Raw genomic sequence first — 26307 nt, 5'->3', positions numbered from 1 at the left:
TGTAATGGTAGACGAAAAAATCGGCGGAGAAGAAAAAGATAATCAAAACGGGCAGGTGCCGGAGAAAGCGTTACCGCCAAACGTTTTCCCCAGAGATATTGAAGAAGAGATGAAAACATCGTACATCGACTATGCGATGTCGGTGATTGTTGGCCGTGCGTTACCCGATGTACGGGATGGGTTAAAACCGGTCCACCGGCGGATACTCTACGCGATGAAAGAAATGGGCCTCAATAAACGGTCAGCGTACAAAAAAAGCGCGCGCGTGGTCGGCGATGTTCTTGGTAAATATCATCCTCATGGTGACAGCTCTGTGTATGACGCGCTGGTACGTATGGTCCAGGACTTTTCATTGCGGTACACACTGATTGACGGGCAGGGAAATTTTGGCTCGCTTGACGGTGACCCGCCTGCGGCTATGCGGTATACCGAAGTCAGGATGGATACTATCGCTGATGAATTGTTGATAGATATCGACAAAAACACAGTTGATTTTGTACCAAACTACGACGGGTCAATGACAGAACCTACGGTTTTACCCGCAAGATTACCTAACCTGCTGGTTAACGGTTCATCTGGAATTGCTGTGGGTATGGCAACAAACATACCGCCGCATAATCTTGTAGAAATTATTGACGGAATAAATTTATTAATCGAAAACCCGGCGATAGAAATCGCGGAACTCGCAAAAGTTATCAAAGGGCCGGACTTTCCTACAGGCGGAATTATTTATGGTAAATCCGGAATAAAGAGTTACCTCGAAACAGGCCGTGGAAGTATTACCATCCGCGCAAAAGCTGAGATTGAAGATATTAAAAGCGGGAAACAAGCAATTATCATCAACGAGATGCCGTACCAGGTAAACAAAGCGCAATTGTTAAGCCATATCGCAGAACTTGTGAGAGACAAAAAACTGGAAGATATCTCCGACCTCCGTGATGAATCTGACCGTGACGGTGTACGCGCGGTAATAGAAATTAAACGCGACGGTAATGCGCAGATAGTATTGAATAATTTGTATAAACATACGCAGATGGAAGTCTCCTTTGGCGTAATTATGCTTGCCCTGGTGAACAATAAACCCAGGGTATTGAATATTAAAGAAGTACTGGAACAGTATATAGAGTACCGTAAGGTCATTATTGTCCGGCGGACAAAGTTTGAGTTGGATAAAGCAGATAAACGCGCGCATATCCTTGAAGGTTTACGGATAGCGCTGGATAACCTCGATAAAATTATACGTACGATCCGTGAAGCAAAGGATACGGATACCGCGCGGGAAGAGCTGATGCTGAAATTTAAACTTTCAAAAGTACAGTCACAGGCAATACTCGATATGCGGTTACAGCAGCTTACCGGGTTAGAACGCAAAAAACTTGAAGACGAATATCTTGAGTTAATAAAAACAATTGAGAGATTAAAACTTATACTTTCAAACCAAAAAAGGGTTTTGGAGATAATTAAAACCGAACTTGCGGAGATCAGGGATAAGTACGGCGATAAACGTAAGACCGCGATTGTTGCGAGAACCACTGAACTTACGGATGAAGATCTAATACTTAAAGAAGACGTGGTGGTCAGTATCTCGCATGCAGGATATATCAAACGTATCCCAGTAAATATTTATCGGTCACAACGCCGCGGGGGTAAGGGTATCACCGGTGTTATACCAAAAGAAGAAGATTTTGTGGAGGATATGTTTGTTACCTCCACCCACGCGTATGTATTATTCTTTACAAACAAAGGACGGGTGTACTGGCTGAAAGTATACGAAATCCCGGAAGCCAGCCGTCAGGCAAAAGGCAAGGCGCTGGTGAACCTTATCCGTATAACATCGGAAGAAAAGGTTACCGCCTATATTCCAGTAGAAAGTTTTGAGAATGAAGCCAGAAAGTACTTATTGATGATCACAAAACAGGGTACTGTCAAGAAAACCGAACTTGTGATGTACAGCAACCCGCGGCCAAGCGGGATTATAGCAATCGGGCTGGATACCGGCGATGAGCTTATCGACGTAAAACTTACTGACGGGAAGCAAAAAGTGTTTATTGCCACGCGTAACGGTAAAGCAGCGTTATATAAAGACGAACAGGTGCGTAATATGGGCCGTGGAGCAAAAGGCGTACGCGGGATACGGTTGGAAGCCAGTGATATAGTTGTTGGCGCGGATATAGTTACCTCCGACGATGTGATACTTACTGTTACTGATAAAGGGTATGGCAAGCGTACCGAAGTCAGCGAGTACCGGTTAACCAACCGCGGAGCAAAAGGCGTTACCAACCTCAAGAGTACCGACAAAAACGGTTGTGTTGTTGGTATCCGTAAAGTTAATACGGAACAGGACCTTATGATAATGACAACACAAGGTATGGCAATCCGTGTGCCAATAAGAAACATTTCAATAATTGGCCGTGCGACACAAGGCGTGCGGTTGATACGCCTTGATGAAGGCGATAAAATTGCGGCAGTTGCCAGTATCGTTAAGGAAGAAGAGGCAACTAACGGCAACGGTGAAGGCAATGGCACACCGCCAACCCCGGCAAGCCCTGAAGGTAATCCTGTAAAAGATGAGAAGTGACGGTAATAATATAACCCCGCGTGAAGCGAAGTATGTAGTGTTTGAGCATACAGCGGATATCGGACTGGAAATCCGCGGGGTAGCATTAGACGATTTTTTTCGTAATGCCGCAGAGGGTATGTTCTACATAATCTTTGGGAAAGAGGTTATGTCGCTTACCAACCCGAGGATGGAATGTAAAACCGCTAAGTTTAACCTCACCGCGCAAACGGGTGAAGACTTACTGATATCCTGGCTGAACGAACTGTTATTCCGGTACGCAACAGAAAAAATAGTTCCCCTTAATTTTGAATGCATAATCCATGAAGCAACAGAAAAAGGCGGGGATTGGCAGGTTACCGCAAAGATATATTACCGCCAGTTTATCCCAAAAAAAGACGTTGTGGCGATGGATATCAAGGCTGCAACGTATCACGATCTTAAGATCAGGAAAATTGGCGATAACTATACCGCGCGTATAATTTTTGACGTGTGAACCGTAGAGCATCACCTCACATTTACTTGTATTCTCATTGACAACAGAAACTTTATATGCTATATTTCTATTGACAATAGAAACAGCAAAGGACAATGGATATGAACAAAGACCAGTTGATACAGGTTATCGAAGACCAACAACAAAACCGTCTCAGCGCCGCAGAAACTGTTACGCGGGAAAAATATTCAGATATAGGGCCGTTAAAAAAACACAAAAATATTGTTATCATTACCGGTATAAGAAGATGCGGGAAGTCAACATTTTTAGCGGAGGTCCGGAGGAAAGAAAAACATTCGGACTATTACTTAAACTTTGACGACGACCGGCTGATAGAATTTAAAGTTCCCGACTTCCAAAAACTGTATGAAGTGTTCATCGAACTTTACGGTGAACAAGACACCTTCTTTTTTGATGAAATACAAAATATAGAAGGCTGGGAACGGTTTGTCAGGAGGCTGCATGATTCTAACAAAAAAGTTTACATAACCGGCTCAAACGCTTCGATGTTAAGCAGAGAACTTGGCACACATCTAACCGGACGGTACAGCCAGTTAGAACTTTACCCGTTTTCGTTTAGAGAATACCTTACCTGCCACAACATAGATACCGGTATTTCCGGTATCAATACAACACCCCGCAAATCTGTGTTGAAAAGGTTTTTTATGAAGTATATCAAAGACGGCGGGTTCCCGGAATACGTAAAAACAAAACAAGCCGACTATCTCAAAATGCTATACGAAGGCATACTGTACAAGGATATATTGGCCAGATACAACCTATCAAATGAAAAACAGATTAAAGAACTTGTGTATTATGTTGCGAGCAATATTGGCAAAGAAATAAGTTTTAATTCATTAAAAACAATGTTAGGACTGGGAAGTTCTACGACGGTAAAAGAGTATTTTTCATATTTCGAGAATTCGTACCTAACATTTCTGCTACAGAAATACGACGTTTCAGCAAAGAAACAGGTGTATAGCAACAAAAAAGTGTATTTCATAGATACTGCCGCCGCGGAACATCTAGGATTCAGGTTTTCCTCAGACAAAGGACGGTTATTAGAAAACATCGTGTTTATTGAACTCAAAAGAACCGGGCAGGACGTGTTTTTCCATAAAAACGCTAAAGAATGCGATTTCATAATTAAACAAGGAAACAAAATACACGCAGCGCTTCAGGTATGCACTTCTTTAGAAAACAAAGAAACCCGGGACCGCGAACTAACCGGGCTATTGGAGGCGCTGAACTATTACAGCCTTCCTACGGGATACATTTTAACGGAAGACGAGGACGAGGTTATCAATACTAACGGAAAAAAGGTGCAGGTCACGCCTATTTGGAAATGGCTGGTCAACAATCAGTGGTTGAGGTATTAGAACAAAATGGCAGTCCCGATTGGTATAAAAAAACTCGATGCTTACCGGTACGAGATCCCGAAAACCGGCGGGATGAATGTTCCCGGGTTGATTTATACTTCCGAAAAAATGTTATCCGCAATATGTAAAGACGGTGCGTTACAGCAGGTAGCGAATGTCGCATATCTTCCCGGTATAATCGGCCGGTCATTAGCAATGCCTGACATCCACTGGGGTTACGGGTTTCCTATAGGCGGGGTAGCTGCGATGGACTATAATACCGGCGTTATTTCCCCTGGCGGGATCGGGTACGATATCAACTGCGGTGTCCGTCTGATCCGCACAAACCTTAAGATGGAAGAGGTTAAACCAAAACTTGAAGAATTGTTGAATATACTCTTCACCAATATCCCCTCCGGTGTTGGTTCAACTGGAAAAATTAATCTTAGCAACGACGATGTTGCACAGGTATTGAATACCGGCGCTGGCTGGGCAGTATCTCAAGGATACGGTTCAAAATCTGACCTTGAGCATACTGAAGAAAACGGAAGTATTGAGTACGCAAACTCAGAAAAAGTAAGCCCCCGCGCAATTACCCGCGGGAAAGAACAGCTTGGCACTCTTGGTGCGGGTAATCATTTTATTGAACTCCAGGAAGTGGTTGAAGTGTACGACGAAAAAATAGCGAACGCATACGGCCTATGGCTTGGCCAGGCTGTGATGATGATCCATACAGGTTCCCGCGGGCTTGGGTACCAGGTATGCGATGACTACCTCAAAACCATGGGCGATGCGGTAAGGAAGTATGGTATAAGTATTCCCGACCGCCAGCTTGCTTGCGCACCGGTAACCTCGCCCGAAGGGAAAGCGTATTTCGCAGCGATGAGCGCCGCGGCGAATTACGCGTGGGCAAATCGCCAGGTTATCACTCATTGGATACGTGAAAGTTTTGAACATACGTTCCGTATCGGTGCGGGTAAGCTCGGGCTAGACGTTGTATACGACGTTGCGCATAATATCGGTAAAATTGAAGAGCATACGGTTAACGGAAAACTTAAGAAAGTTGTTATCCACAGAAAAGGAGCAACCCGTTCCTTTGCTGCCGGGAGAAGTGAAATTCCAACTGATTACCGTGTATATGGCCAGCCGGTACTCGTTCCGGGCAGTATGGGCACCGCGTCGTACGTTCTCGTAGGGACGGAGAAAGCAATGTCTGAAACCTGGGGTTCCACATGCCACGGTGCGGGCCGCGTGATGTCACGTACGGAAGCGTTAAAACGTAAACGCGGTGAAGATGTTGTTAATGAACTCAATGCACAAGGAATTATGATAAAATCTAAATCACGGAAAACTATTGCAGAAGAAATGCCGCAGGCGTATAAAGACGTTAACGCTGTAGTTGATGTGTGCCATGAGTCCGGTATTGCCCGGCGTGTAGCGCGAATGGTACCCGTTGGGGTTATTAAAGGATAAAGGAAGGGAATGTTAAATGATTGATATCAAACTTATCCGCGAAAATTATGATATGGTAAAACAAAACGTGCTTAACCGCGGCGGGAGGTATATCCCGACGCTTGAACAGATTGTTGAGCTTGACTCCACCCGCCGGGAAGTGTTGTTGAAACTTGAAGCGTTACAGGCGGAAGTCAACAAAAGTTCTGCGGAAATACCGAAACTAAAAAAAGAAAAGCGGGATGCTGAAGTAAAAACTATTGTTGAAGCGAACCAAAAAAGGAAAGAAGAGGTTAAGGGGTTCAAAGACACGCTTGATAAAATCGAAGCGGACCTTTTGCTCCAAACACAGTCGTTGCCCAACCTCTGCGATGCATCAATCCCTATCGGTAAAAATGAGACTGAGAACAAAGAAGTGCGGCAAGTGGGTACTCCGCGGGCAATTGATTTCCCCGCGAAAGACCATACCACCCTCGGCGAGAAACTTGATATCCTTGACTTTGCACGTGCAGCAAAACTTTCGGGCTCGCGGTTCGTCGCGTTAAAAGGGCAGGGTGCGCGGCTGGAACGCGCGTTGATAAACTTTATGCTTGACGTGCATACTCAACAACATGGATATACCGAAATATTTCCCCCGTTTCTCGTGACGGAACAAACGATGACGGGCACAGGCCAGCTGCCAAAGTTTCGGGAAGAACTTTATCAATGCGGCGCTGCGGAGGACAACGCGTTTCTTATTCCCACAGCCGAAGTGCCGTTGACGAACATGCATCGGGACGAAGTGTTCGACGATACAATGTTACCAAAATATTACACAGCGTACACCGCGTGTTTCCGCCGGGAAGCCGGGTCGTATGGTAAAGACACCCGCGGGCTTATCCGCAACCATCAGTTCAACAAAATTGAACTCGTAAAACTGTGTATGCCGGAACAATCGATAGCAGAACTTGAATCATTAACCGCTAACGCAGGTAAGATCCTGGAACTTCTCGGGCTTCCATATCGTGTGATTGAACTTTGTACCGGCGATATCGGGTTCTCGAGCGCGAGGACGTATGATCTTGAAGTATGGATGCCGGGCGAGGACGGAGGAAAAGGAAAGTGGCGCGAGATATCCTCGTGTTCCAACTGTACCGACTTCCAAGCGCGTAGGATTAATATTAAGTATAAAACAAAAGACGGGAAACGCGGGTTCGTACACACGCTTAACGGCAGCGGGGTTGCAGTGGGGCGGACATTCGCGGCGATACTCGAGAATTATCAACAACCCGACGGAAGCATAGTTATACCTGAAGCGTTACGGCCATATTGCGGTTTTGACAAAATCGGGTAAAACAGTAACGATATATAGTTGCGTGGACTCGCGGGTTTGGTTATAATAATTATCGTAAGCTTTACATAAACGGAGAGGTGACCGAGCGGCCGATGGTGCTGGTCTTGAAAACCAGTGTAGGCGCAAGCTTACCGGGGGTTCAAATCCCTCCCTCTCCGCCAAGAATATAGAAGAACCTTTTATTATTTATCTATTATTCCGTATTTACGGACTAAATTATAACACAGTTCAATATTCTCTAACCGCGTTTCTTTATGAATGAATCCTATTATATTAAAACGTCCTGGTATTTTCGTCTCCGGCCGTAAAAGTTGCTTTACCATATCTTCGATTTGTTCCGCCGTACCTAACCCTAAAACAGTATGGTCAGTCTGTGCTTGAAAGGAAAATCCGCCTCCAAATTCTTTTAAATACTCCCCGTGATCAGCAAACACACCCGGGCCGTCAATACAAAGTATGCCCAGTTTATCATGTAATGTTTTATAATGCTGCATACTCCGCCCGCACAAGTGCATTCCCCGGCCGCTACGGTTAAATGAATTATATAATTTCAAATGATGCGGTAAGACAAACTGTTCATAAACATCCTGTGATATCATTTGGATACTATCATCACAAATATGAAACCGGCTGTTGGATGGTATCTGTAATTCCGTCCCGCGAATAATTTTATGCCACGCTTTAATTCGGGCGATTGTTTTCTCGGTAAATAAAGACAAATATTTTTCTACCCATTCCGGATCATCGTAAATGTCCATACACATCTGTTCTAATCCGCGTAATTCTGCCGCTTTGGTAAAAATCCCGTGTGTTGAACCGCCTGGAACTGCAATATTAATAGGTTTATCTAAAAACATTTTTCCTTCAGCTAGCTCACATAATGATAAATACATTTTGTACGCACTATTTTTTTTCACCTGCACTTCTGGATCAAGGTCAGCAAGATGTTTCAATAAATCTTCTTTACTTAAAGGTAAACATTTAGCCCAGGCGTAATCGTTTTCCTGATAGACTACTTCCGCATCATAAAATTCGTTTTCTTCCATCCAAAGTTGTACTGAAACACCCCAACGGTCCGGTATACCGGGTACCGAATCGCCAATAATATTGTTCGCTACAAAATTCTTTGTTTCTAATTGTACTTCTAGATGTGTTTTCGGGTTAGTATAAAACTCTTTAAATGTTTTTCCGGCATATTTTAACCAAAACTGTTCATCAGTCGCAAAAGCTATGGGTACGCGTTCATTTTCACGGCGGTTATACTTCTCCCACAACTCCTGAACCTCATTTTTGTGTTTTTCAAAATCTATCATTACGGCTACCTCCTATGATAAATTAAAACATTTTTTCTTATAAGCGTCTTTAATCTTAGGCAACATTTTATCATTTAGGTTAGGTAAATCAATAAGATTAATGCGCTCTAAAATCGGGGTAAGTTATGGAAATATAAAGTTGTCTATAACCCTTCATTTGTTGTAATATTTCTGTAGGTACGGGGAGACAGGGAATGTGTTTTTGTGTAGTCACTTGAAAACCAGTGTAGGCGCAAGCTTACCGGGGGTTCAAATCCCTCCCTCTCCGCCAATTATCACATTCAGAATTTTTGAGAGATGTTGCCTCGCGGCTTCGCCACTCGGCAAAGATTGTCAATGTGTTAAATATTAAGGATTTAATAAAGTAATATGACAACATTAATTTACATAATTGGGTTTTTCGTAGGAACCGTCTTTCTAATTGAATGGCTGTTTTCCAAAATATCCGATGCTTTTAAAGGGCATAGAGAAAAGATCAGAGATCAAGTTGCCACGGAGGTTTTAAATGGATTAAATATTGAGACAGTCATTGAAGGTTATAAAAACAAATTAGCGCACATAAAACATGAAAAAACTGACCCGATAAGAGAAGAAATTGATGGATTAATGAGGCAACTTTGGGGAAGAGATGTCGAGTTAATGAACGAGTGTCCAAAATGCAAAGAAGGTTATCTCGTAGTTCGGAAAGGCAAATTCGGCAAGTTTATGGGTTGCACAAAATATCCAAAATGTGATTACACGAATAATATCGTACAAGCGAGAGCAGAACTTAAAAAATCCATCAATGAGCAAGTTATTGATGATATTAGGCAAGCATATTTACACCTATGAGCTACTACGACAGAACAAAACAAGAACTCATTAATCTTTTATCTGATTTTAATAATGCGTCAAAAAATTTTGATACTTCTTTTAAACGGTTAGAGGAACAGGAAAAAGGAGTAATTCAATTAGCAAAAGAAAGGCAGATTGGGTTTCCGTGGCTTGCAAAGGCGTATGAAGATTTTTTTAAATTGCAAGACAAAAGTATTGTTGATTTTTTGCAGTACAAGAAACATTCTGCTGTTTCTGCAAGTTTGATTGTAAAAGAACAATCGAGATTAAGGCGAGAGGCAGAAAAAGAAAAGAAAATTGCTCAATACCTTATTGAATATTATGAGTATATCGTACCTTCTCTCGTTGATCTAAGAGAAGAAGTCGATATCGCAACAGAGCAAGAGCGGGTGCTTTTAAAAGAATACTCAGAAGAAGAATTAGAAGATGCGACAACTCAGTATCTTACAAAAGAAGAGTATAGAAAATTGCCGAGCGTAGAAAGAAACCAAATGGCTTTGGATAGATTTTGGAAGCGTCCAAAATCCAAATGGTTCATTGGTCGTCTTTATGAAAGATATATTGGTTATCTTTATGAGCAAGAGGGTTATGATGTTGATTATGTAGGGATTTTTTAAAGGGGTTGAAGATTTGGGTCGTGATTTGATTTGCCAGAAAGGGAAAGATTTTATCGTTATCCAGTGCAAGAATTGGTCGCAGTTTAGGACAATTTACGAAAAACACATTTTTCAGTTTTTTGGAACAGTTTTTCAATATAAAGATGAAAATCCCGATAGAAAAGTGCGGGCAATATTCTATACTTCAACTCAATTATCCGATTTAGCAAGAAGATTTGCGATGGAATTAAAAATTGATCTAAAGGAAAATTTTAAATTTGATAAAGTATATCCTTGTATCAAATGCCACACTTCAAAAATTAATGGTACAAAAATATATCATCTTCCTTTTGACCAACAATATGATAAAACAAAACTTGAAAATAAATACGGCGAATTTTATTGTAAAACTGTTAAAGAAGCTGAAAATGCTGGATTTAGACGAGCTTTTAAGTATAGAATACACAAGGGGAAGTAAATTTGTTTTAGTGGCGCGACAGTTTCACTGGCACGAAATTCGGTGTTGGGATTTTCGTCATAAAAATTCAAACTTCGATCAAAACAACTGCCAGTTGAAAAAAATACAAAAGCTGATGATTTAACAGGATATATTACGACTAGTAGGCTAAATGGTAAAAGATTACATTTTTCAAATGGAGGATGGGCTACATTACTTATCAATTAGACCATTAAACATTAGAGAGTCGGTATTTGTGACAGATTCACACAGAAAATCTTGGTCAGTAAAATTACTTAATGAGCCAGTATTTTGAGATTTAATATACAGAAATGAGCGACGTGGATTTTGACGCGATGATGGAGGATCTGATGGGTAAGTTTACAAAATTGACTGACGAAGCGCACGAGCTGGAAAAGAAAATCGTGGAGGACTGGAGAAAGATACTATGAAAAAAATACCGGATAATCAAATTGCCTTCTACCAAACGCCTGACGGATCAGTGAACATTGAAGTATTGTTTGCTGACGATAATATTTGGTTAACTCAGAAAAAAATGGCCGAGCTTTTTGATTGTTCTGCGGATAATATATCACTTCACTTAAAGAATATTTATCAGGAACATGAAGTTGATCAACAATCAACTACCGAGGAATTCTCGGCAGTTCAAAAAGAAGGCGAAAGAGAAGTTTCCAGAAAGGTAGCTTTTTATAGCCTTGAAGCCATTATTGCCGTTGGTTATCGAGTAAGTTCCGAGCGAGGAGCGCAGTTTCGCCAGTGGGCAACCGGAATTTTGAAAAATTATATCCACAAGGGCTATGCCCTGGATGTCAATCGAATGAAATACGGCTCTCGTTTTAGCGCCAGGTATTTTGATGAGCTTTATGAAGAAATTAAAGATATCCGCACTAGTGAGCGAAGGATATATCAAAAAATTACCGATATTTATGCCACCGCAATCGATTATTCGCCAAAAGCATATGAGAGTAAAGAGTTTTTTGCTACCGTACAAAATAAACTTCATTTTGCCATAACTGGAAAAACCGCAGCAGAAATTATTACGGAACGCGTGAGCAGTAAAAAAGACAAAATGGGATTAACCTCTTGGAGGCGCTCTCCTCAAGGGAAAATTATGCCAAGCGACACAGTAATTGCAAAAAATTACCTGGACAAAAAAGAGCTGGAACACTTGAACCGCATTGGAAATATGTATTTGGATTATGCTGAGATGCAAGCGGCGCGAGGCAAGGCAATGACTATGAAGGATTGGGTGGAAAAACTTAACGCTTTTCTAAAATTTAGCGAATACGATATTTTGACTAATGCCGGTAAAATCAGCCATGAAGTAGCGGAAACATTGGCGCTAAAAGAATATGATGAATTCAAAAAGGTTCAGGATAAAAACTATGTTTCCGATTTTGACCGTGAGGTTAAGAAAATATTAGATATTGAGAAAAAGAAAAATAAATAGCATAAATGACTATCAACAATATATCTCTTAATATTAAAAATATTTTCAAACCGGATAATAAATCAGTTACCGAGGAATTCTCGATAACTAATGCAGATGGCAAGCACTATGAATTATAAAACCGACTGGAACCCAGACGCATATTTAAAGTTCGGGAATGAACGAGCCCAGCCGTCAATTGATTTGGTTAACAGGATTAAGATAAGCTATCAGCCACAAAACATTATTGATATCGGCTGCGGGCCGGGGAACAGCAGTAAAGTGTTGATGGACCGGTGGCCTACCGCTAAAATACTGGGAATCGATAGCTCGCCGAATATGATTGAGAAAGCAAAACAAAATTATCCGCAATGCGAGTGGGTTCAGGCAGACGCGGCAAGTTATTCGTCGGAAACAAAGTTTGATATTGTCTTTTCAAACGCAACAATACAATGGATTCCCAATCATGAAAACTTGCTAAAGACGTTCGATGCACTACTTACTGAAAACGGGGTTTTAGCATTTCAAATACCATTGTTTAGAGACATGCCGCTTGGTAAAATACTGGATAATGTTGCTCAAGAAGAGCGTTGGAAAAATAAAACTGAGCATTGCTCAAAGCTATTTACATATCACGACTATAGTTTCTATTACAATATCTTATCCCCAAAAATGTCTTTCATTGAATTATGGGAAACCCAATATTTGCATGTTTTAGAATCACAACCTGCGATTATTGAATGGTCAAAAAGTACAGGCCTGAAACCGTATCTGGATAGTTTAAGCAGTGATTCAGAAAAAACGGACTTTGAAAAAGAGGTATTGGGTGAAATACAAAAATCTTATTCATTACAAGAAAATGGGAAAGTTATATTCACATTTAAAAGGTTGTTTGTTGTAGGGTACAAGTCAAAACACAGATGAAATGAATTATGAGATGCTTGTTATCTCTGAAAAATAAGGAGATTATAATGCCTACAAACGAAGAAATAGTAAATGCACTTAAAACACCTGGGGGTATGGTTGACGCAGTACTTGATACAGATACGTTTAATGAAATCGACGACCAGTTCGCACTGGCTTAAGCATTGAAATCAGGCGACAGGATTAACCTCAAGGCCGTATACGCTGCGCACGACCTCGTGAAAAAAGCGAGGGAAGCCAAGGGTGAGTTGTATGTAATAGCAATCGGAGCGTATTCAAAAGTTGTGTGGGACCTCACAGCAGTTGCGTGGTTGATAAACGCCAAGTGGTTGCCCTCAAGATATGTTCAAAGCCCGGTGTTTACGTACGAGAATATGTATAGTTTCGACAATACCCGCCACTTGATAAAAACGGTTTATCACGTGTACCGCGACGCGGTATTCTGTGACGTATTTGAAAGATTATCGAAATAAAATAGGCTGGTATTGACTGTAATAACACATGACTCGCTTGGCGACGTAAAATTTGCTGCCAGCGAAGGATTGATCAGGGAAAATGGAACAAGCTAATATTTGTAAATTCGTTGTGTCAAAACCAGAAGTTAGAAGAAGAATAACTGCATATACAACTTTAATCGTAACAATATTTGTTTGTTTAATAATAATATTCCCATTGGTGTTCAACATGTTTATTATAAACAATTTAGTATTATGCATACCATCGTTTGCCGTTTTTCTTGTATTACTGATAATAAGCAGGGTTTGGCTGATAAGCTTCTTCAAAACATTTATTAAGACAAAAGTTATATTAACCGAACAGAGCATTGAAAGAATTTCGGTTAAGTCGCATGAAAAAGTTTTATTTGAAAATATTACAAAAATGTATATTAAAAGAACAACAGCGGGTAGTATAAGAGAACTGAAACTTAGTTATATAGGCGGGAATACCATGGTTTTAAACGGGCTGGATAATTTTGAAGATTTATTTAAACAACTAACCAGCAGAGGCGGTAATAATAAAATAGCAATAACAAAAATTCGTGAGGGAATAGATTACGACCATCCCGCGTTTTACGTAATCTTCGGTTTTCTCACGAGTTTTGTTACAGTATTTGCTATAAAGTTTTCTTTATATATAACCCCGGAACAAATACAGATAGCCAATACATGCTTAACCATATTTATTTTTATTATGGGCTGTTTCTTCATTTTTTCAAATCCGCTTGCCAAAGGGTACGGGGAAAAGGCGCGGGTAACGGACTATATCTGGGGTGGTGTAATGATTATATGTTCAATAATAGCCGGTTATTTTGTAATATATAAGTAACAACCCAAATATATTTTTACAGCAGGAGGAATAGTATGGTAGAAGAAAAAGTTAACCAGGCAGTGAAACACACAGGATGCTGTGACCCGTTCGATCCCGCACCGTGGCAGGAAAAAGAAATTATGTGGACGAACAAGATATTCGTGAAGGATCATGTAACAAGTTTTATGCATATCCCGTTAAACTTCGGGAGTAAAGTTACAAAAAATATGGCGTTAATCGAGAAAGCAGCGGCGAAATCGCCCTACCAGCTGATGCTGACCGACGAAAAGTCGTTGTGGGGTGCTGATATATACATCGATGTTGCAAAAGAAGTTCCTGGCGCGCAGATGGCAACACTCACCGGTACGTTTCTAACCAAAGTGTTTGAAGGGCCATACCAGGATATCGGGAAGTGGATGCAGGAAATGACGAAGTACGTGGAATCCAAGAGCAAGAAAATCAACAAACTGTACTTCTCGTATACCACATGTCCTAAATGCGCGAAAGTGTACGGCAAAAATTATGTTGTCATCTTTGCGCAGATAGCATGACGAAAGGCGGATAATGGATGAAACACCAAGACGGTAATAATGTTCAATGTTGCCCGAAGTTTGACCCTGCAAAATGGAATGAAAAAAATAGTTTCTGGAAAGATAAACTGTTTATCAAAGATACAATCCCGCAGATATTCCATATACCATTCCCCCCGCTGCTAGGTAAAAAGATGGCACGTATGTGGGCTTCTGCTCAGGCAGCCGGCGCAGCACCGGCATTGGAAGACTTCCTGTTTCTTGCAACCGACCCATCCCCCTGGAAATCCGAACTATACATGGCAGTAACAAAAGAGGTGCCAAATGAGAAAACCGTTAAATTTACCGGTGAGTTTCTCAGTAAAGTATTTGACGGGCCGTATAACGCGGTGCCAAAGTGGATAGAAGAAATGGAACCTTTCATTGTCTCACAAGGGAAGATAGTAAAGAAGTATTATGTTTACTTCACCACATGCCCTAAATGCGCTAAACTTTACGGGCACAATTACGCAGTTGTTTTTGCTGAAGTTTAATCACAAACTTCCTAAAAATCAGGTTGACAAACTAATTTCTTATTAATAACATACCAACTATAGGAAAGCGAGGATGTAATGAAAAACAAAGTTTTGGTGGTAGCGTTATTAGCAGCAATAATATTTGTTCCGGCAGTACATTCCAAAGGGCCGTTGGCAATCCAGGATTTTCATGTTGGACTAAAAGGCCTTAATGTTGGAGGGCCGAATAGTTACGAACAGATAAACAATTCGTCAATAGGTTTGTATGGGCATTGTAGCGGTTCATTGGTAGACATGTTATTATCCATGATACTTGGTGATAAATTCCCGGTTCGGTTGGGCGATTATTTTGGTACATACGGAACAATGTCCGGTGCAATGTATAAAACAGATGGGCATTTTCCGTTATTTATGAACTTAGGACTTTTATATGGCGGCTTTGCGTCAGTTTCGCTGGCAAGTAATATAGATATTGGTGTGAAGGCATACAATGACCTGCGGTTAGACCTTTATGACTATGAACATATGACAACCTACACAGGATTTATTACAGCGTTAATGGTACGGTTGAATGAACTATACACAGAAATCGGGATTGGCTTTACGGAAGCAAAGTTTACAATGTTTAATATAAATGCCAGGTATATGATGAGCGGAAGTAATTTTCTTGGTGTAAGAATTGAACGCTCAATCCAAACTTTTAGTACTATCCGCGAAGATGTTCATACCGGTATAACACTTGAGTTTGGTACATCGTATTAGAATACTGTATTCAAATTTTTTTGTATACAATAACTTTAGAATCCGGCATTTCAGTAAGAGTAATATCAAGCCCGGTGGCCATTAAATCTTTACCGGCGATACGTTTAACAATAGCCGTATCAAAATCTTTAACCTCATACTCTGCTTCCGGATCGAGTCCAAACAATTTCAATTGAGCAGTTCTATAAGGGCTTTCATCCCGGCGGAATATTTGAACAACACCCCCGTCTAAGTCTGGCCGGTCAAACTGCCATGCGAGCCATACGTCACGGTTAATACTGTACGGTGTTAACGGATAATAGTCACCGTAAAAATATTTGCGTACCTCGCGGTACTCGGCCAACAACTTCCGAGCTAATTCGTAGTCAAAGTTTTTCCAATAATCATCGTTTTCAAAACCTTTCCAAACATCGGGGCCAGTCCATCCCAACACTAACCCGGGGCTATACGCACTGCGGCACCCGTACTTTGTAAGTGCCCGTGTGGTACACCCGGCGCTTATCGGTACCCAAAACGATAATCCGTACGCTTGTCCCTGCACCCCAATTGGGTCAAATTGTTGGTAACACTGGAAATCACTGCGCCAAAACACTACGCTGCGTTTAATAGTTTCTAAATCAACTTTTCGTCCCCCGCCGGCACAGTTGTCGATTATTAACCCGGGATATCGGCGTAAAAGTTCGTCCCAAAACGCGTAGAACCCTTCAAAATGCCGAATTTGGTTAATCCCTACCCGGTCGGGATTATCATCTTTCGGGTAATACGGGATACCGTCCTGGCGGAAAAGGTCAACCCCGTGGTCTTTGATAAGTTTTGAAATAGTTTCTATCATCCACGCGTTTGCTTCAGGGTTGCCATGGTCAATAGTTTCCTCAGTAATTGTCCATTCGGGATGTTCCGCAGCAACTTCTACGCCGGGCAATACGCGGTTGGGCCATGCCCATAACAAAAACTTGTTTCCCCGTTTATGCGCTGCGTCAGATACAGGTTTTAGGCCGTTAGGATAGTACTCAGGGTTTGGAATCCGGCTTGCCGCGGTTACTGGCCAGGAGTCTCCGGTTTTGCCGCTCCATCCCGCGTCGATCCAAAAACACTCTATCTCCATATTATTATCTGCATACCAATTGATAAGTTTGATTTGTGCTTCCTCGGTTGCCGCACCCCAGTTTGTTCCGCATAAAGGAACTTCCAATGTTTTCCCGTTTGGCCGAGGGGAGTAATAGTCTCTCAACAACTTCCGCCATCGGTTTTGCGCGTGCATACGATTGCCTTCCCAAAACATTAATACTATACTTGGTGTTCGGATTATTTCGCCCGGGTACAAAAACAAGTGTGTTGAGTTCATCTTCGCCGTGACTTGCATAGACTTGGCGTTATCGCGAATAAACTCAGCTTCCCAAAAACCTGACCATCCAATCCCAGCAATGATTCCCGCTTCATTGGTATCCACAGTAAAAAAAGGAAAGGATTGTGCGGATGACGACCTGGTGTTTGTACAGATTTTCAGTTGTTTCCCCGCGGAGATAGTGTCGGTTAATGGTTGAAAGTCGTAAATCTTACTATCACTACCTTTCGCGTGGTGGACGACAAACTTGCCGGTTTCACTGCCTAACAAAGTATCTAGTGCAAGTATATTTTCTATGATAGGCGTATTCACAGTTCCTTTATTAGTGAAATACATTATCCACTCAAGCGCGGAAAAATCTGTATACTCAGTTCCTTCAAACAAAACTTCCAGCCCTGTTTTTGGGTCGGTATAGGTTATTATATGCTTCTTGCGATGGGTATCAATTTGTGTAGTAGCCCGCGAGATCGCCCAGGTTTTAATAATATCTTTAAACCCCGCCCCACCATAAGTAAACGTAAATGGCGGGTCAGAGTCAAGCCGCGTATTTAACCAACGAGAAAATGTTTCCATAAACAACCTCCTTCAGGTAGAAGAAATTACAGCCGCCAGTGTTTTACTAAGTTCTTCAAGCAAATATGGTTTCGAAAGAACAGCAATAAAACCGTGGTTTTTATAATCAGATACAACATCGCCGCTTGAGTACCCGCTGGAAACAATCATTTTTGTATCTTTATCAATTTCAATCAATTTTTTTGCAGTTTCCAATCCACCCATCCCGCCCAAAATTGTAAGGTCTAGTATAACTGCCGCGAATGTCCCTCCCGCAGTTTTGGTATCAATAAATATTTTGATAATTTCTTCACCAGTTTTCGCGGAGTCAACGTCATAGCCTAGCTTGTTTAACATCCTTTCCGCTACCCGTATAATCATTTCATCGTCGTCCAGTAAAAGAATCCGCCCTTTCCCTTTTATTAAAGGCGTATCGACTGTTTTAGTGATAATATTATCGCCTTTTACCGCGGGGAGATAGATGTGAAAAGTAGTGCCCTTGCCTGGTGTGGATTCGACAGTCAGATAACCATTATGTTTTTTTATTATTGAATACGTTACCGCCAGGCCTAACCCGCTGCCTTTTTGTTTTGTGGTAAAATATGCATCAAATATTTTGTTGAGATGTTCCGGCGCAATTCCAATACCGCTGTCTTGTATAGATACTTCTACGTAATTACCCGGAGAGATCAGTATTCCTTCGCTAAGCCTGGTTTCATTTGCAAAAAATATATTTTCAAGCGTGACATTAATAGTACCGCCATCAGGCATAGCTTGTACTGCGTTGATTACAAGATTATTGATAACCTGGGTAATCTGTCCTTTATCAGCTTCAGCTAAAAATGTACCTGCGTGTAAGGATATGTTATGCCTTACATTTGTTCCCCGGACACAAAAGTTTATGGCGTTGCTTACCAGTTCATTTATTGCAACGATTTCTTTTACAGGGTTCCCGCCTTTTGAAAAAGTTAGGAGTTGATGCGTCAAATTTTTTGCGTTGAATGCAGCATTTTCCGCGTCTGTCAATATCTCAGTTGTCTCGCTGTCGAGCTCCGTATTGGTTTTTGCAATTGATATATTACCGAGTATTGTGGTTAAAAAATTATTGAAATCGTGAGCAATACCGCCAGCAAGTAAGCCAATAGATTCAAGTTTTTGTGCTTTAAGCATTTCTTTTTCAGTTTTCAGTTTTTCGGTGATATCAATGAATACAATAACAGTACCTATCACAACACTTTCCTTATTCCTTATAGGCGAAATACTTGCAGATATAGTTTTTTGCGCACCATTTTTGTCCGTAAGTATTGAGTTTCCAATATCATCGATCAATCCGGTGACAACAGTTGTTTTTACAAATGAGCTGATCTTAGTATTTTCCGGATGTTCTAGATTAAACACGGTATCGATATCTGTCCCCTGCGCAAAACTAAACGGCCAGCCGGTTAATGCTTCCGCGGTTTTGTTCATAAGCACAATTTTGCCTGTAGTATCAGTCGCAATAACGCCTTCCGTCATGTTTCGTAGTGTTACTGCGATTCTTTCCTTCTCGAGATCAAGTTTCTCTTCGGTTTGTTTATGCAAAATAATTCCGGAAAGCACATTTGATACCGCGATTAATAATTCTTCATCAATTCCATTTCTCACATGCCCGGGTTTTGTGTAGATATTGATAACACCCAGTACATTGCCTTTGTTCATAATAGGTACGCAGTAATGGCCATGAGGCAATATTCCTTCGTAACTAATTTCATGTCTGTTATCAAGACCGGCGGAGAATACAATTTCCTTTGTTTGAGCAGCACGGCCGCACAAACATTTGCCATAAGGTAAATTATTACACTTTTCCTGAATAAACGACGATAATCCTCTCTGCGCATTCATTATAAGATTTTGCCCTTTTTCATCAGCCAGGAAAATACCGCCCCGTGATTCAAAAGATATCCAGGGGATTGAAAGTACAATATCCAACACTTTTTCCATCATTTTGTTTAACGAAAGGCGGGAAAGCGATATTTTCAGTATTTCATTCAATATCTTTTGGATTTCATAACTGCGCTCAAGGTTATTATCGCTGAACTCAAGTTTCTTACGGATTATTTCATTCGCTGCCTGGAGCTGTACTTCCTTTTTTGTACGCTCTTTAATCTCGAATATTAGTGGTTTAAATACAAAGGAGTATAGGCCCGGGGAAATGAGAATGCTGAGTATTAACGCGTCAATAAGCGCTTCATGCCAAACAGATATTGGCGGAAGGGATAATAAAAATAGCATAATAATAAATTCGCAAATAAAGATTATTGACATTGTAAGTGTCAAGATTATCAATGGTTGGCTGTAATACTTTTTCCTGAAATCCGCCTTAAAAATGTTTAATATAGCAATGGTTGATACTATCGCGCAGCCTGTCCTAAACACATAAACCGATAGACCGGTTGTTTCCATAAAAGAAGGGATGTTTAGTATGTTAGCTGGAAAAAAATTGCCTTTCATCCTGACTAACCCGCAGAAAAATGCCCATAAAATTGTTGTTATGCCCCAAATCCAAAAATATTTTATTAATTTCGGCTGTTCCTTCAATTGGTTTTCTCTATAAGAATACAGGATGATGCCTATCCCTGTGATAACACCTGCCGGGAATCTTATGAAGTAACCAAACAAAATGTTTAGGGTAACCCAGAAGTCGGTGGAGCTAAAACTTAGAATAATTGTTGTAAAAAGAAGGGAAGGAATGAGATATTTAGATATTTTTAGGAGGCGCCTGCCAAATTCGAATAAAAATATGTATGCTGTGAAAGTCAGCGCCTGTCCTATGATAAATAACGGATAACTTTTCCTGCCAGACAAATTCCATATATCAATAAAGTCAGCGGGGGCATGTAACAAAGCGTAGAGTGCAAAAAGCCAGAGTAACCCGTTAATTCTATATGTACTCTGTTTGTTTATGCTTGATAAAACAGCAATGCCAATGATTAAAAAACTTATGCCATAAACAAAAAATATAAGGGCGTTCATTGAATGTCCATAAGAGATTCTATCATATTTGCAACGAATTCCCGCGCAGCGTACAGTTTCTGCGGGTCTTTCTCAAAATCCGTCATTGTACGTGAAAGTTTATTTGGTAATTCCAATGCGTCCCCCGCCTGGCGGATAGCATTAGTCACCGCACTGTCTGTGCGGTTAAGTTTTTTTACCCGCGCGAGTTCGCGGTTGAGTATCCAAAAATATTCGCGGTCTTCAATTCCTTTACTCACGAGCTCCCACCGGATTGAATCCACCGGCCCGGAATCAATGAAGTCCGCAGGATGTTCCTCCACTCTGGGAGGGTATACCAACCGCCCGTCGCCGTTACCAAAATTACCGGACTTATCATCTTTACTGTAGGATAACGGGTCAAGCCATGGGTTGCCGTGGTTCCAAAACCCTATCGTCCAGTACAACGATCCGGTAATGTTATACTTTTGCATTTGCCAAAAAATTATGCGGTGGTTAATCGCCGGGTGATCAACAAATACGTTGGGGTATGGCGCACGCGGGCCTGTACAGACATAACACCACACTTCTTCACCTACCGCCTGCCGTGGTTCTGCAAGGTCGTGGCTGTACCTGTTTGTAATGGGTACCCAGAGGTCAACCATACCGGTGAAAGTAGGTGACGGCGACTTTTCGTGTGTTTCAGTCAACACCCGGCGCAAGCCAGGACAGTTTTGTTTTAACAATTCATATCCCTGTTCCGCAAGCTCGTAATCCGCTCCGGGATGAGGTTCGTCTATCCAGTAACAATACGCTTTTTCCAACCACCCTTTTTCACGGAGATGGTCGACGATCCCGCCATAAACTTGCTTATGCAACTTTTTATACGCGTCAGAAAACCGTGTTTCTTCACCCAGTTTTTCGGGTACAGTATCGAATCCGAGGTTGAACGCGGTGAATCTGTACTCGTTAAACACTTTCTCCGCGTAATTATCAAAATCCGTGAAGTCGAGTTTAACGTCATACGTCCCATCTGCCAATTTTTTTATATCCTTCTTTATGGGATGAAAAATGAACGGGTCATACGGCGATATTCTGTGACGGCTGTAGTTTTCCCAATAGTTTTCATATACTTTCTCTACCTGTTCCTGTGTTTTCGCTCCGTGCCGTTCTGTCATCAACCAAATACCGTAGGCAGTAGGAGTATGCGTTTCTTTTGTTAACGCAAACCTGCGAACCTTGAGCTCAACCGGGACAGAAAGCGGTGCAGTGTTTGAGGATACAATTTTTATTATTGTTTTGTACACACCAGGCTTTGCGTCTTCAGGAACGTTTATTGTAAACCATACCGGCTGGTTCTCATTTGGTTCAATACCAAACGGCGCGGTATGTAAGGGCAACGGGTCAGGGTAAGAACCAACACTACCAAAAATATCGGTTGGCGTGTGGACGTATACGTAACTCACAACTTTTATCTCATAACAATTATTGGGTATCACCGCACCGTCAGGGCCGGTAAGGGCGGCAGCGGATATTTTTATATTTTCAAGTTTTTTCTTCCCGTGAAGCACAAGCTGGAAGTGTTCACGTTCGTTACCCGCAGCATAGATTTTTACCGCCAAAGCTTTTTCTGCAGGCAAATCGCGGAACTTTCCTACTTTATACGTATTCTCACACCACCAGGCTGTAATGTCTGGGTTAGAAGGTAAAACGTACCCGTAATTACTTAACGCCAGAGGTGAAACATTGAAAGATACATTTTTTAATAATATAACATCACCCGTGGCTTTATCTACAATTTGTAACTGCACCTTCTGCGGGCCGATTTCGTCGGGGGTATATCCGGCGGACAAACTCTCTGATTGCCCGGGTTTAACGGTAAAAGTTTTATCCGCAAGTTGTTTAGTAACATTATTTATTGTAAATGACGCAGAAAAAAGTAGTGTTTTACTGGCAGAAGAGGTGTTTTTAACAATTAAATTAACAATATTATCCTTCCCGGCAGAAAAGTCGCGGATACCCGAAATCTTTGCTTCAATTCCTGTATCAAGCTCATGGCGGCCAATAATCATCGCGCCAAAATTTGAAGGTTCATTAAAACGGTTATACAACGGTGACCATGTTGAAGTTTCTTTTCCCGGAAGTTCGTTTCGGCAAAAGTTTATCCCAATGATTTTGTTGCGTTCAAACTTTATCCCCAGCGTTGTCCACGGAATGACAAACTCGCTGGTCCAGTACCCGCTGGTTTTGTTTGTTAAAACTTTCCAGTCACCGGTCCATTTATCACTTGTGCCCATAGTATACTCATCAAACTGCGTGCCTAATGTATTAGCAATACAATGATAATACGCAGTTGTGTTCCCGAGCGTGTCAATAAACAGCTCAACGGAATCTTCTCTATAAATAAGATCATCCCGTGCGGTCATTGTTGACACCACTTTCTCCATCTGTGATTCGTAACATTTAAACGCTATATACAGGTTGTTTTTGTCACACATAGTATAAACTTCAGTTTGCTGCGTAGCCTTACCCTTTATCCTGGGGATAAGATTAAACCTTGTTCCTTTAGTCGTTGCAGCAACAGTTTGCCATAACGGGTCATCAATTTTGCCGGTAAAATTTAACGCAGTTTGTATTTCTGGACAATAGGTAGTGTCAGCGATAATAGTATTGGTTTTGGGTTCAAGCATAACACTGTGCACCGGCAAGGTAAATGATAACGCTAGAGTTACAACGATAAACACAACGGTTTGTTTCATTAAGTACTCCTTGAAAATAAACGCCACCCCGAGATGTTTTGTGTAAAATATTCAGGGTGGCGTACATTATTATTATTAAGCCTTTATAGATGATCCTTTTTAGAACATCATTACCCAGGATACGTTGATCACAAGCCCGCCGGTATTTAACGTACTAGGCCGTGCACCGCGTAACGTTTTTGTCCCGGAGGTAACGAGTTCTATTTCTTTATCATCAGAATCCTTGGTCATTATACTCCAGCTATTGGTATCAATAGGAGAATACAGACGGTATCCGACATTAAGATTTATCCCGCTGGTATCGCTAAGGTTTAACCGCACATCCGCTGACGGTGTTATACCTAAAGCATATCCCGCAGCATTAATTGCAGTACCTTCATTAATTTTTTCGCCTTTTGGGCCCCACGCAAAATTTGCGCCGCTGACATTACCTTTCCCCACAGTACCTAATGTACCAAATGCGTAGAGTAATCCAAGGTCAATATTTGCGCCAACACTGATAACCTGTCCCGTGAGTTCCGCTTTACCATAAAGCCCGACCTCACCCGCAGAAATTTTTTCACCGCCAAAAACGAACCCTGCACGCATACCAGCGGTAAACGGGTCGGCTTCTTTCTCCGCGCCAAAAAATACTCCGAGGGTGGAACTCATTGCTTTTTGAGTAAACCCAAGGTCGTAGGTATCCACGCCGTCAAACCAGGTCATTGTAACAGTACTTGCGGTCATCTGGAACGGTAAATAGTTTAGTCCCACGTATGCGCGTAAGCCAAAAGTTACCCATTCCTCCAGCATATCGCCAGGTTTGATCTCACCTTTTGACGCTGACACTTTTGCGATACTGGTGTTCCCATGCACTTGTTCAACTTTAAGCGTAGCAACTTTTTCCTTCGGGATTTCCAGAATATTACCTTCGGAATCTTTGATAGGTTCGCCACGGCGGATTACATCAAACTTATACCCTTTTTTCAATCCCAGGTTATTCCCTGCGGTTATGTACACACCTTTATCTGTGATATTCGCGATCTTGAGTTTTAGTTTGAACATCTTGCGGATATCATATTCTATTGACGTCATCGCAGAGGATAACGCTGCCTGTTTTGCTGCGCCTTCCGTCTTCCCGCTGCCCGATCCGCGAACTTCACTGGATTTTAATAATTCAGCAGTTTCTATATCTATCAACCGTACAACCATCCCGATATTGGCGGACCATTTTACGCCGTCGTCGCCTTCGCCTTTTGTTGCGTCATAAACCGTTATGGTTCCCGCGATTGCTTTTTTCGCACCGAGTAACTGCCCGATTTTTACGGCTGTGTTTTCATCTACTGCGCCGGACATCGCAAGTTGTTGTTCTGCCAAAATTTTTTGTAGTTTCTCGCGTTCCACTATGGTAAACCGTCCGAGATTAATTATTTTGTTGATTACCAAATCTGTTACCGCTTGAGATAAACTTTTACCGGTGCTGTCGTTGAAAGGGTATACCACCACAGATTCTTTGGTTGAGAGTTCCGTAGCTTCTTCCGCTGTTGCATAAACAGTTAATACCGGGGACACACATAATAACATAGACAAAACAAACATAATACAACGGTTCATAAACAAATTCTCCTTGTTCAAAAATATTAATATATTATAACAAACTATTTTACATACATTTTTACTATATCCGCAGCGATAACTTCCGCACCGGGAAACAGGTCGTCCGGAGATGAGCATTTAAGTTTTTTTGAGTACTCCATAATCCCGGATTCCACGTTGATTACGCTGACGTTGATATATACCTGCCCGAGGAGGTTCATAACATTACCTACCACCATTTTTTGGGCGTTCAATAACTTCCCGATCTTCGCTGCGTTATCTTCTGTATTAGCTACCGCATCCTGAAACTTTTGTTCATTAAGGATTTTCAGCATATTACTGCGGTCAACAATATTAAACTTATTATGTTTAACCAAAGCGTTTCTTATCCAGTCAGACACGGCAATAGCCGTAGTTTTATCCGTACTCCTTGCATCAAAATCCGCAACTGCGGTTGTTAACGCAGGGTTGTAGTAAGTAATTCTTAGGTCAACGGCTGTACTATTCCCCGCAATATCTTCTGCATAAACAGGGATAACATTTTCCCCAGGTTTGAGTACAACCTTTTTTCTGAAGAAACACGGTGGCGGAACATTTCTTACGGACGAATCGCCGTAGCTTGCGAGTTTAAGCGTATTCGCATCACTGATTTTTCCTTCCACCAGAATCTCGGGTTCTGTTACCCGCGTTTTTAGATGTTCAGGTTTTGTGATAACCACCCCCGGCGCGTCTTTATCCAAAACTATATTTATAGTTTTGGAGGAAATATTACCCTTGCGGTCAGATGTTTTGATCACAAACTCACCTCCGCCGCCTGTAAGGTCAACACTGCGGATGATTTGTGCATTCAAACTAAGGGTATACTCAATTTTTTGGTCATTAATCATTATATATGCAAGGTCGAAGTCATCCGCAACAAAAAAAGATAGGGTGTATGGGTTGGTATTGGTAATAATCTGTTCTTCTATTTGAATACCCGGCGCGGTCTGGTCTTTCATCGTATTGCTTATACGTTCCCGCATATATTTTATATCAACATTATTTTTCCATACTTTTTCAGCTTTATCTACTTCAGCAAGTGCACGGAGGAAGTCACCGGAATTATATAACGTTACCGCTGAAGAGAGAAGATCCCTAACCTTTTCCTGTTTCCCTGCGTCTACAGGCTGTGCGGCAAAAAATATTAGTGCAAAAATGATAGTTACAAAAACATTTCTCATC

General features: G+C 41.5%; 21 protein-coding genes and 1 tRNA gene. 16 read left to right on the top strand and 6 right to left on the bottom strand.

Features of this window, described 5'->3' with window-relative positions:
* Positions 1-4: 4 nt before the first annotated feature.
* From gyrA to WC955_01675, 6 genes are all read left to right on the top strand, one after another.
* Positions 5-2578, top strand: a complete 2574-nt coding sequence (gyrA, locus tag WC955_01700; protein ID MFA5857760.1) for a DNA gyrase subunit A — start codon at positions 5-7, stop codon at positions 2576-2578.
* Entirely contained in the window at positions 2568-3053 is a 486-nt protein-coding gene (locus WC955_01695; protein ID MFA5857759.1) for an archease, read from the top strand. Before gyrA ends, WC955_01695 begins: the two co-directional genes overlap by 11 nt.
* 101 nt (positions 3054-3154) lie before the next feature.
* Positions 3155-4432, top strand: a complete 1278-nt coding sequence (locus WC955_01690) for an ATP-binding protein (GenBank protein MFA5857758.1) — start codon at positions 3155-3157, stop codon at positions 4430-4432.
* A 6-nt stretch (positions 4433-4438) separates the two neighbouring features.
* Positions 4439-5884 carry an RtcB family protein gene (locus tag WC955_01685; protein MFA5857757.1) on the top strand — a complete coding sequence of 482 codons (1446 nt, stop codon included), beginning with the start codon at positions 4439-4441 and terminating at the stop codon, positions 5882-5884.
* Between the two features lie 16 nt (positions 5885-5900).
* Complete coding sequence (gene serS / locus WC955_01680) at positions 5901-7196, top strand: serine--tRNA ligase (GenBank protein MFA5857756.1); 1296 nt, start codon at positions 5901-5903, stop codon at positions 7194-7196.
* A gap of 71 nt (positions 7197-7267) precedes the next feature.
* A tRNA-Ser gene (locus tag WC955_01675) sits at positions 7268-7357 on the top strand.
* 21 nt (positions 7358-7378) lie between these two features.
* Here the strand turns inward: WC955_01675 and WC955_01670 are convergent.
* On the bottom strand, positions 7379-8509 hold the full coding sequence (locus WC955_01670; GenBank protein ID MFA5857755.1) for a uroporphyrinogen decarboxylase family protein: 1131 nt from the start codon (positions 8507-8509) through the stop codon (positions 7379-7381).
* Positions 8510-8878: 369 nt separating this feature from the next.
* Between WC955_01670 and WC955_01665 the strand changes: the two genes are divergently transcribed.
* From WC955_01665 to WC955_01620, 10 genes are all read left to right on the top strand, one after another.
* A complete protein-coding gene (locus WC955_01665; GenBank protein ID MFA5857754.1) occupies positions 8879-9340 on the top strand; it encodes a topoisomerase DNA-binding C4 zinc finger domain-containing protein in 462 nt (153 codons plus the stop codon).
* Positions 9337-9960, top strand: a complete 624-nt coding sequence (locus WC955_01660; protein ID MFA5857753.1) for a hypothetical protein — start codon at positions 9337-9339, stop codon at positions 9958-9960. Before WC955_01665 ends, WC955_01660 begins: the two co-directional genes overlap by 4 nt.
* A gap of 13 nt (positions 9961-9973) precedes the next feature.
* The gene (locus WC955_01655; protein MFA5857752.1) at positions 9974-10417 is read left to right on the top strand and encodes a restriction endonuclease; all 444 of its coding nucleotides are present in this window, start codon (positions 9974-9976) and stop codon (positions 10415-10417) included.
* A gap of 427 nt (positions 10418-10844) precedes the next feature.
* A complete protein-coding gene (locus tag WC955_01650) occupies positions 10845-11867 on the top strand; it encodes a virulence RhuM family protein (GenBank protein MFA5857751.1) in 1023 nt (340 codons plus the stop codon).
* Between the two features lie 90 nt (positions 11868-11957).
* Positions 11958-12770: a methyltransferase domain-containing protein gene (locus WC955_01645; GenBank protein ID MFA5857750.1), complete on the top strand. Its 813-nt coding sequence runs from the start codon at positions 11958-11960 to the stop codon at positions 12768-12770.
* Positions 12771-12934: 164 nt separating this feature from the next.
* Entirely contained in the window at positions 12935-13243 is a 309-nt protein-coding gene (locus tag WC955_01640) for a hypothetical protein (protein ID MFA5857749.1), read from the top strand.
* Between the two features lie 211 nt (positions 13244-13454).
* The gene (locus WC955_01635; protein ID MFA5857748.1) at positions 13455-14096 is read left to right on the top strand and encodes a hypothetical protein; all 642 of its coding nucleotides are present in this window, start codon (positions 13455-13457) and stop codon (positions 14094-14096) included.
* A gap of 35 nt (positions 14097-14131) precedes the next feature.
* Positions 14132-14629, top strand: coding sequence for a hydrolase (locus WC955_01630; GenBank protein ID MFA5857747.1), 498 nt, complete (start codon positions 14132-14134; stop codon positions 14627-14629).
* Positions 14630-14646: 17 nt separating this feature from the next.
* Entirely contained in the window at positions 14647-15141 is a 495-nt protein-coding gene (locus tag WC955_01625; protein MFA5857746.1) for a hydrolase, read from the top strand.
* A 78-nt stretch (positions 15142-15219) separates the two neighbouring features.
* Positions 15220-15885 (top strand): hypothetical protein, encoded by a 666-nt coding sequence (locus WC955_01620; GenBank protein ID MFA5857745.1) that lies wholly within the window; start codon positions 15220-15222, stop codon positions 15883-15885.
* Positions 15886-15895: 10 nt separating this feature from the next.
* On the opposite strand, the gene WC955_01615 is transcribed toward WC955_01620, so the two are convergent.
* The 5 genes from WC955_01615 to WC955_01595 form a co-directional block, all read right to left on the bottom strand.
* Positions 15896-17803, bottom strand: a complete 1908-nt coding sequence (locus tag WC955_01615; protein MFA5857744.1) for an alpha-galactosidase — start codon at positions 17801-17803, stop codon at positions 15896-15898.
* 12 nt (positions 17804-17815) lie between these two features.
* On the bottom strand, positions 17816-20224 hold the full coding sequence (locus WC955_01610; protein ID MFA5857743.1) for an ATP-binding protein: 2409 nt from the start codon (positions 20222-20224) through the stop codon (positions 17816-17818).
* 566 nt (positions 20225-20790) lie between these two features.
* A complete protein-coding gene (locus tag WC955_01605; GenBank protein MFA5857742.1) occupies positions 20791-23511 on the bottom strand; it encodes a glycoside hydrolase domain-containing protein in 2721 nt (906 codons plus the stop codon).
* Positions 23512-23610: 99 nt separating this feature from the next.
* Positions 23611-25104, bottom strand: a complete 1494-nt coding sequence (locus WC955_01600; GenBank protein MFA5857741.1) for a CsgG/HfaB family protein — start codon at positions 25102-25104, stop codon at positions 23611-23613.
* A 44-nt stretch (positions 25105-25148) separates the two neighbouring features.
* The gene (locus tag WC955_01595; protein ID MFA5857740.1) at positions 25149-26306 is read right to left on the bottom strand and encodes a CsgG/HfaB family protein; all 1158 of its coding nucleotides are present in this window, start codon (positions 26304-26306) and stop codon (positions 25149-25151) included.
* Position 26307 lies beyond the last annotated feature (1 nt).

This window comes from Elusimicrobiota bacterium, assembly GCA_041658405.1.
Taxonomy (GTDB): Bacteria; Elusimicrobiota; UBA5214; order JBBAAG01; family JBBAAG01; genus JBBAAG01.
This window is presented reverse-complemented; position numbering and strand designations above follow the sequence as displayed.

Excerpts from the sequence above, each read along its gene's own strand:
- WC955_01690 (MFA5857758.1), top strand. The coding sequence starts at position 3,155 with ATGAACAAAGACCAGTTGATACAGGTTATCGAAGACCAACAACAAAAC.
- WC955_01650 (MFA5857751.1), top strand. The coding sequence starts at position 10,845 with ATGAAAAAAATACCGGATAATCAAATTGCCTTCTACCAAACGCCTGAC.
- WC955_01620 (MFA5857745.1), top strand. The coding sequence starts at position 15,220 with ATGAAAAACAAAGTTTTGGTGGTAGCGTTATTAGCAGCAATAATATTT.
- WC955_01610 (MFA5857743.1), bottom strand. The coding sequence starts at position 20,224 with ATGGAAACAACCGGTCTATCGGTTTATGTGTTTAGGACAGGCTGCGCG.
- serS (MFA5857756.1), top strand. The coding sequence starts at position 5,901 with ATGATTGATATCAAACTTATCCGCGAAAATTATGATATGGTAAAACAA.
- WC955_01595 (MFA5857740.1), bottom strand. The coding sequence starts at position 26,306 with ATGAGAAATGTTTTTGTAACTATCATTTTTGCACTAATATTTTTTGCC.
- WC955_01630 (MFA5857747.1), top strand. The coding sequence starts at position 14,132 with ATGGTAGAAGAAAAAGTTAACCAGGCAGTGAAACACACAGGATGCTGT.
- WC955_01625 (MFA5857746.1), top strand. The coding sequence starts at position 14,647 with ATGAAACACCAAGACGGTAATAATGTTCAATGTTGCCCGAAGTTTGAC.
- WC955_01685 (MFA5857757.1), top strand. The coding sequence starts at position 4,439 with ATGGCAGTCCCGATTGGTATAAAAAAACTCGATGCTTACCGGTACGAG.
- WC955_01645 (MFA5857750.1), top strand. The coding sequence starts at position 11,958 with ATGCAGATGGCAAGCACTATGAATTATAAAACCGACTGGAACCCAGAC.
- WC955_01665 (MFA5857754.1), top strand. The coding sequence starts at position 8,879 with ATGACAACATTAATTTACATAATTGGGTTTTTCGTAGGAACCGTCTTT.
- WC955_01635 (MFA5857748.1), top strand. The coding sequence starts at position 13,455 with ATGTTTATTATAAACAATTTAGTATTATGCATACCATCGTTTGCCGTT.
- WC955_01605 (MFA5857742.1), bottom strand. The coding sequence starts at position 23,511 with ATGAAACAAACCGTTGTGTTTATCGTTGTAACTCTAGCGTTATCATTT.
- WC955_01695 (MFA5857759.1), top strand. The coding sequence starts at position 2,568 with ATGAGAAGTGACGGTAATAATATAACCCCGCGTGAAGCGAAGTATGTA.
- WC955_01670 (MFA5857755.1), bottom strand. The coding sequence starts at position 8,509 with ATGATAGATTTTGAAAAACACAAAAATGAGGTTCAGGAGTTGTGGGAG.
- WC955_01600 (MFA5857741.1), bottom strand. The coding sequence starts at position 25,104 with ATGAACCGTTGTATTATGTTTGTTTTGTCTATGTTATTATGTGTGTCC.
- WC955_01660 (MFA5857753.1), top strand. The coding sequence starts at position 9,337 with ATGAGCTACTACGACAGAACAAAACAAGAACTCATTAATCTTTTATCT.
- gyrA (MFA5857760.1), top strand. The coding sequence starts at position 5 with ATGGTAGACGAAAAAATCGGCGGAGAAGAAAAAGATAATCAAAACGGG.
- WC955_01615 (MFA5857744.1), bottom strand. The coding sequence starts at position 17,803 with ATGGAAACATTTTCTCGTTGGTTAAATACGCGGCTTGACTCTGACCCG.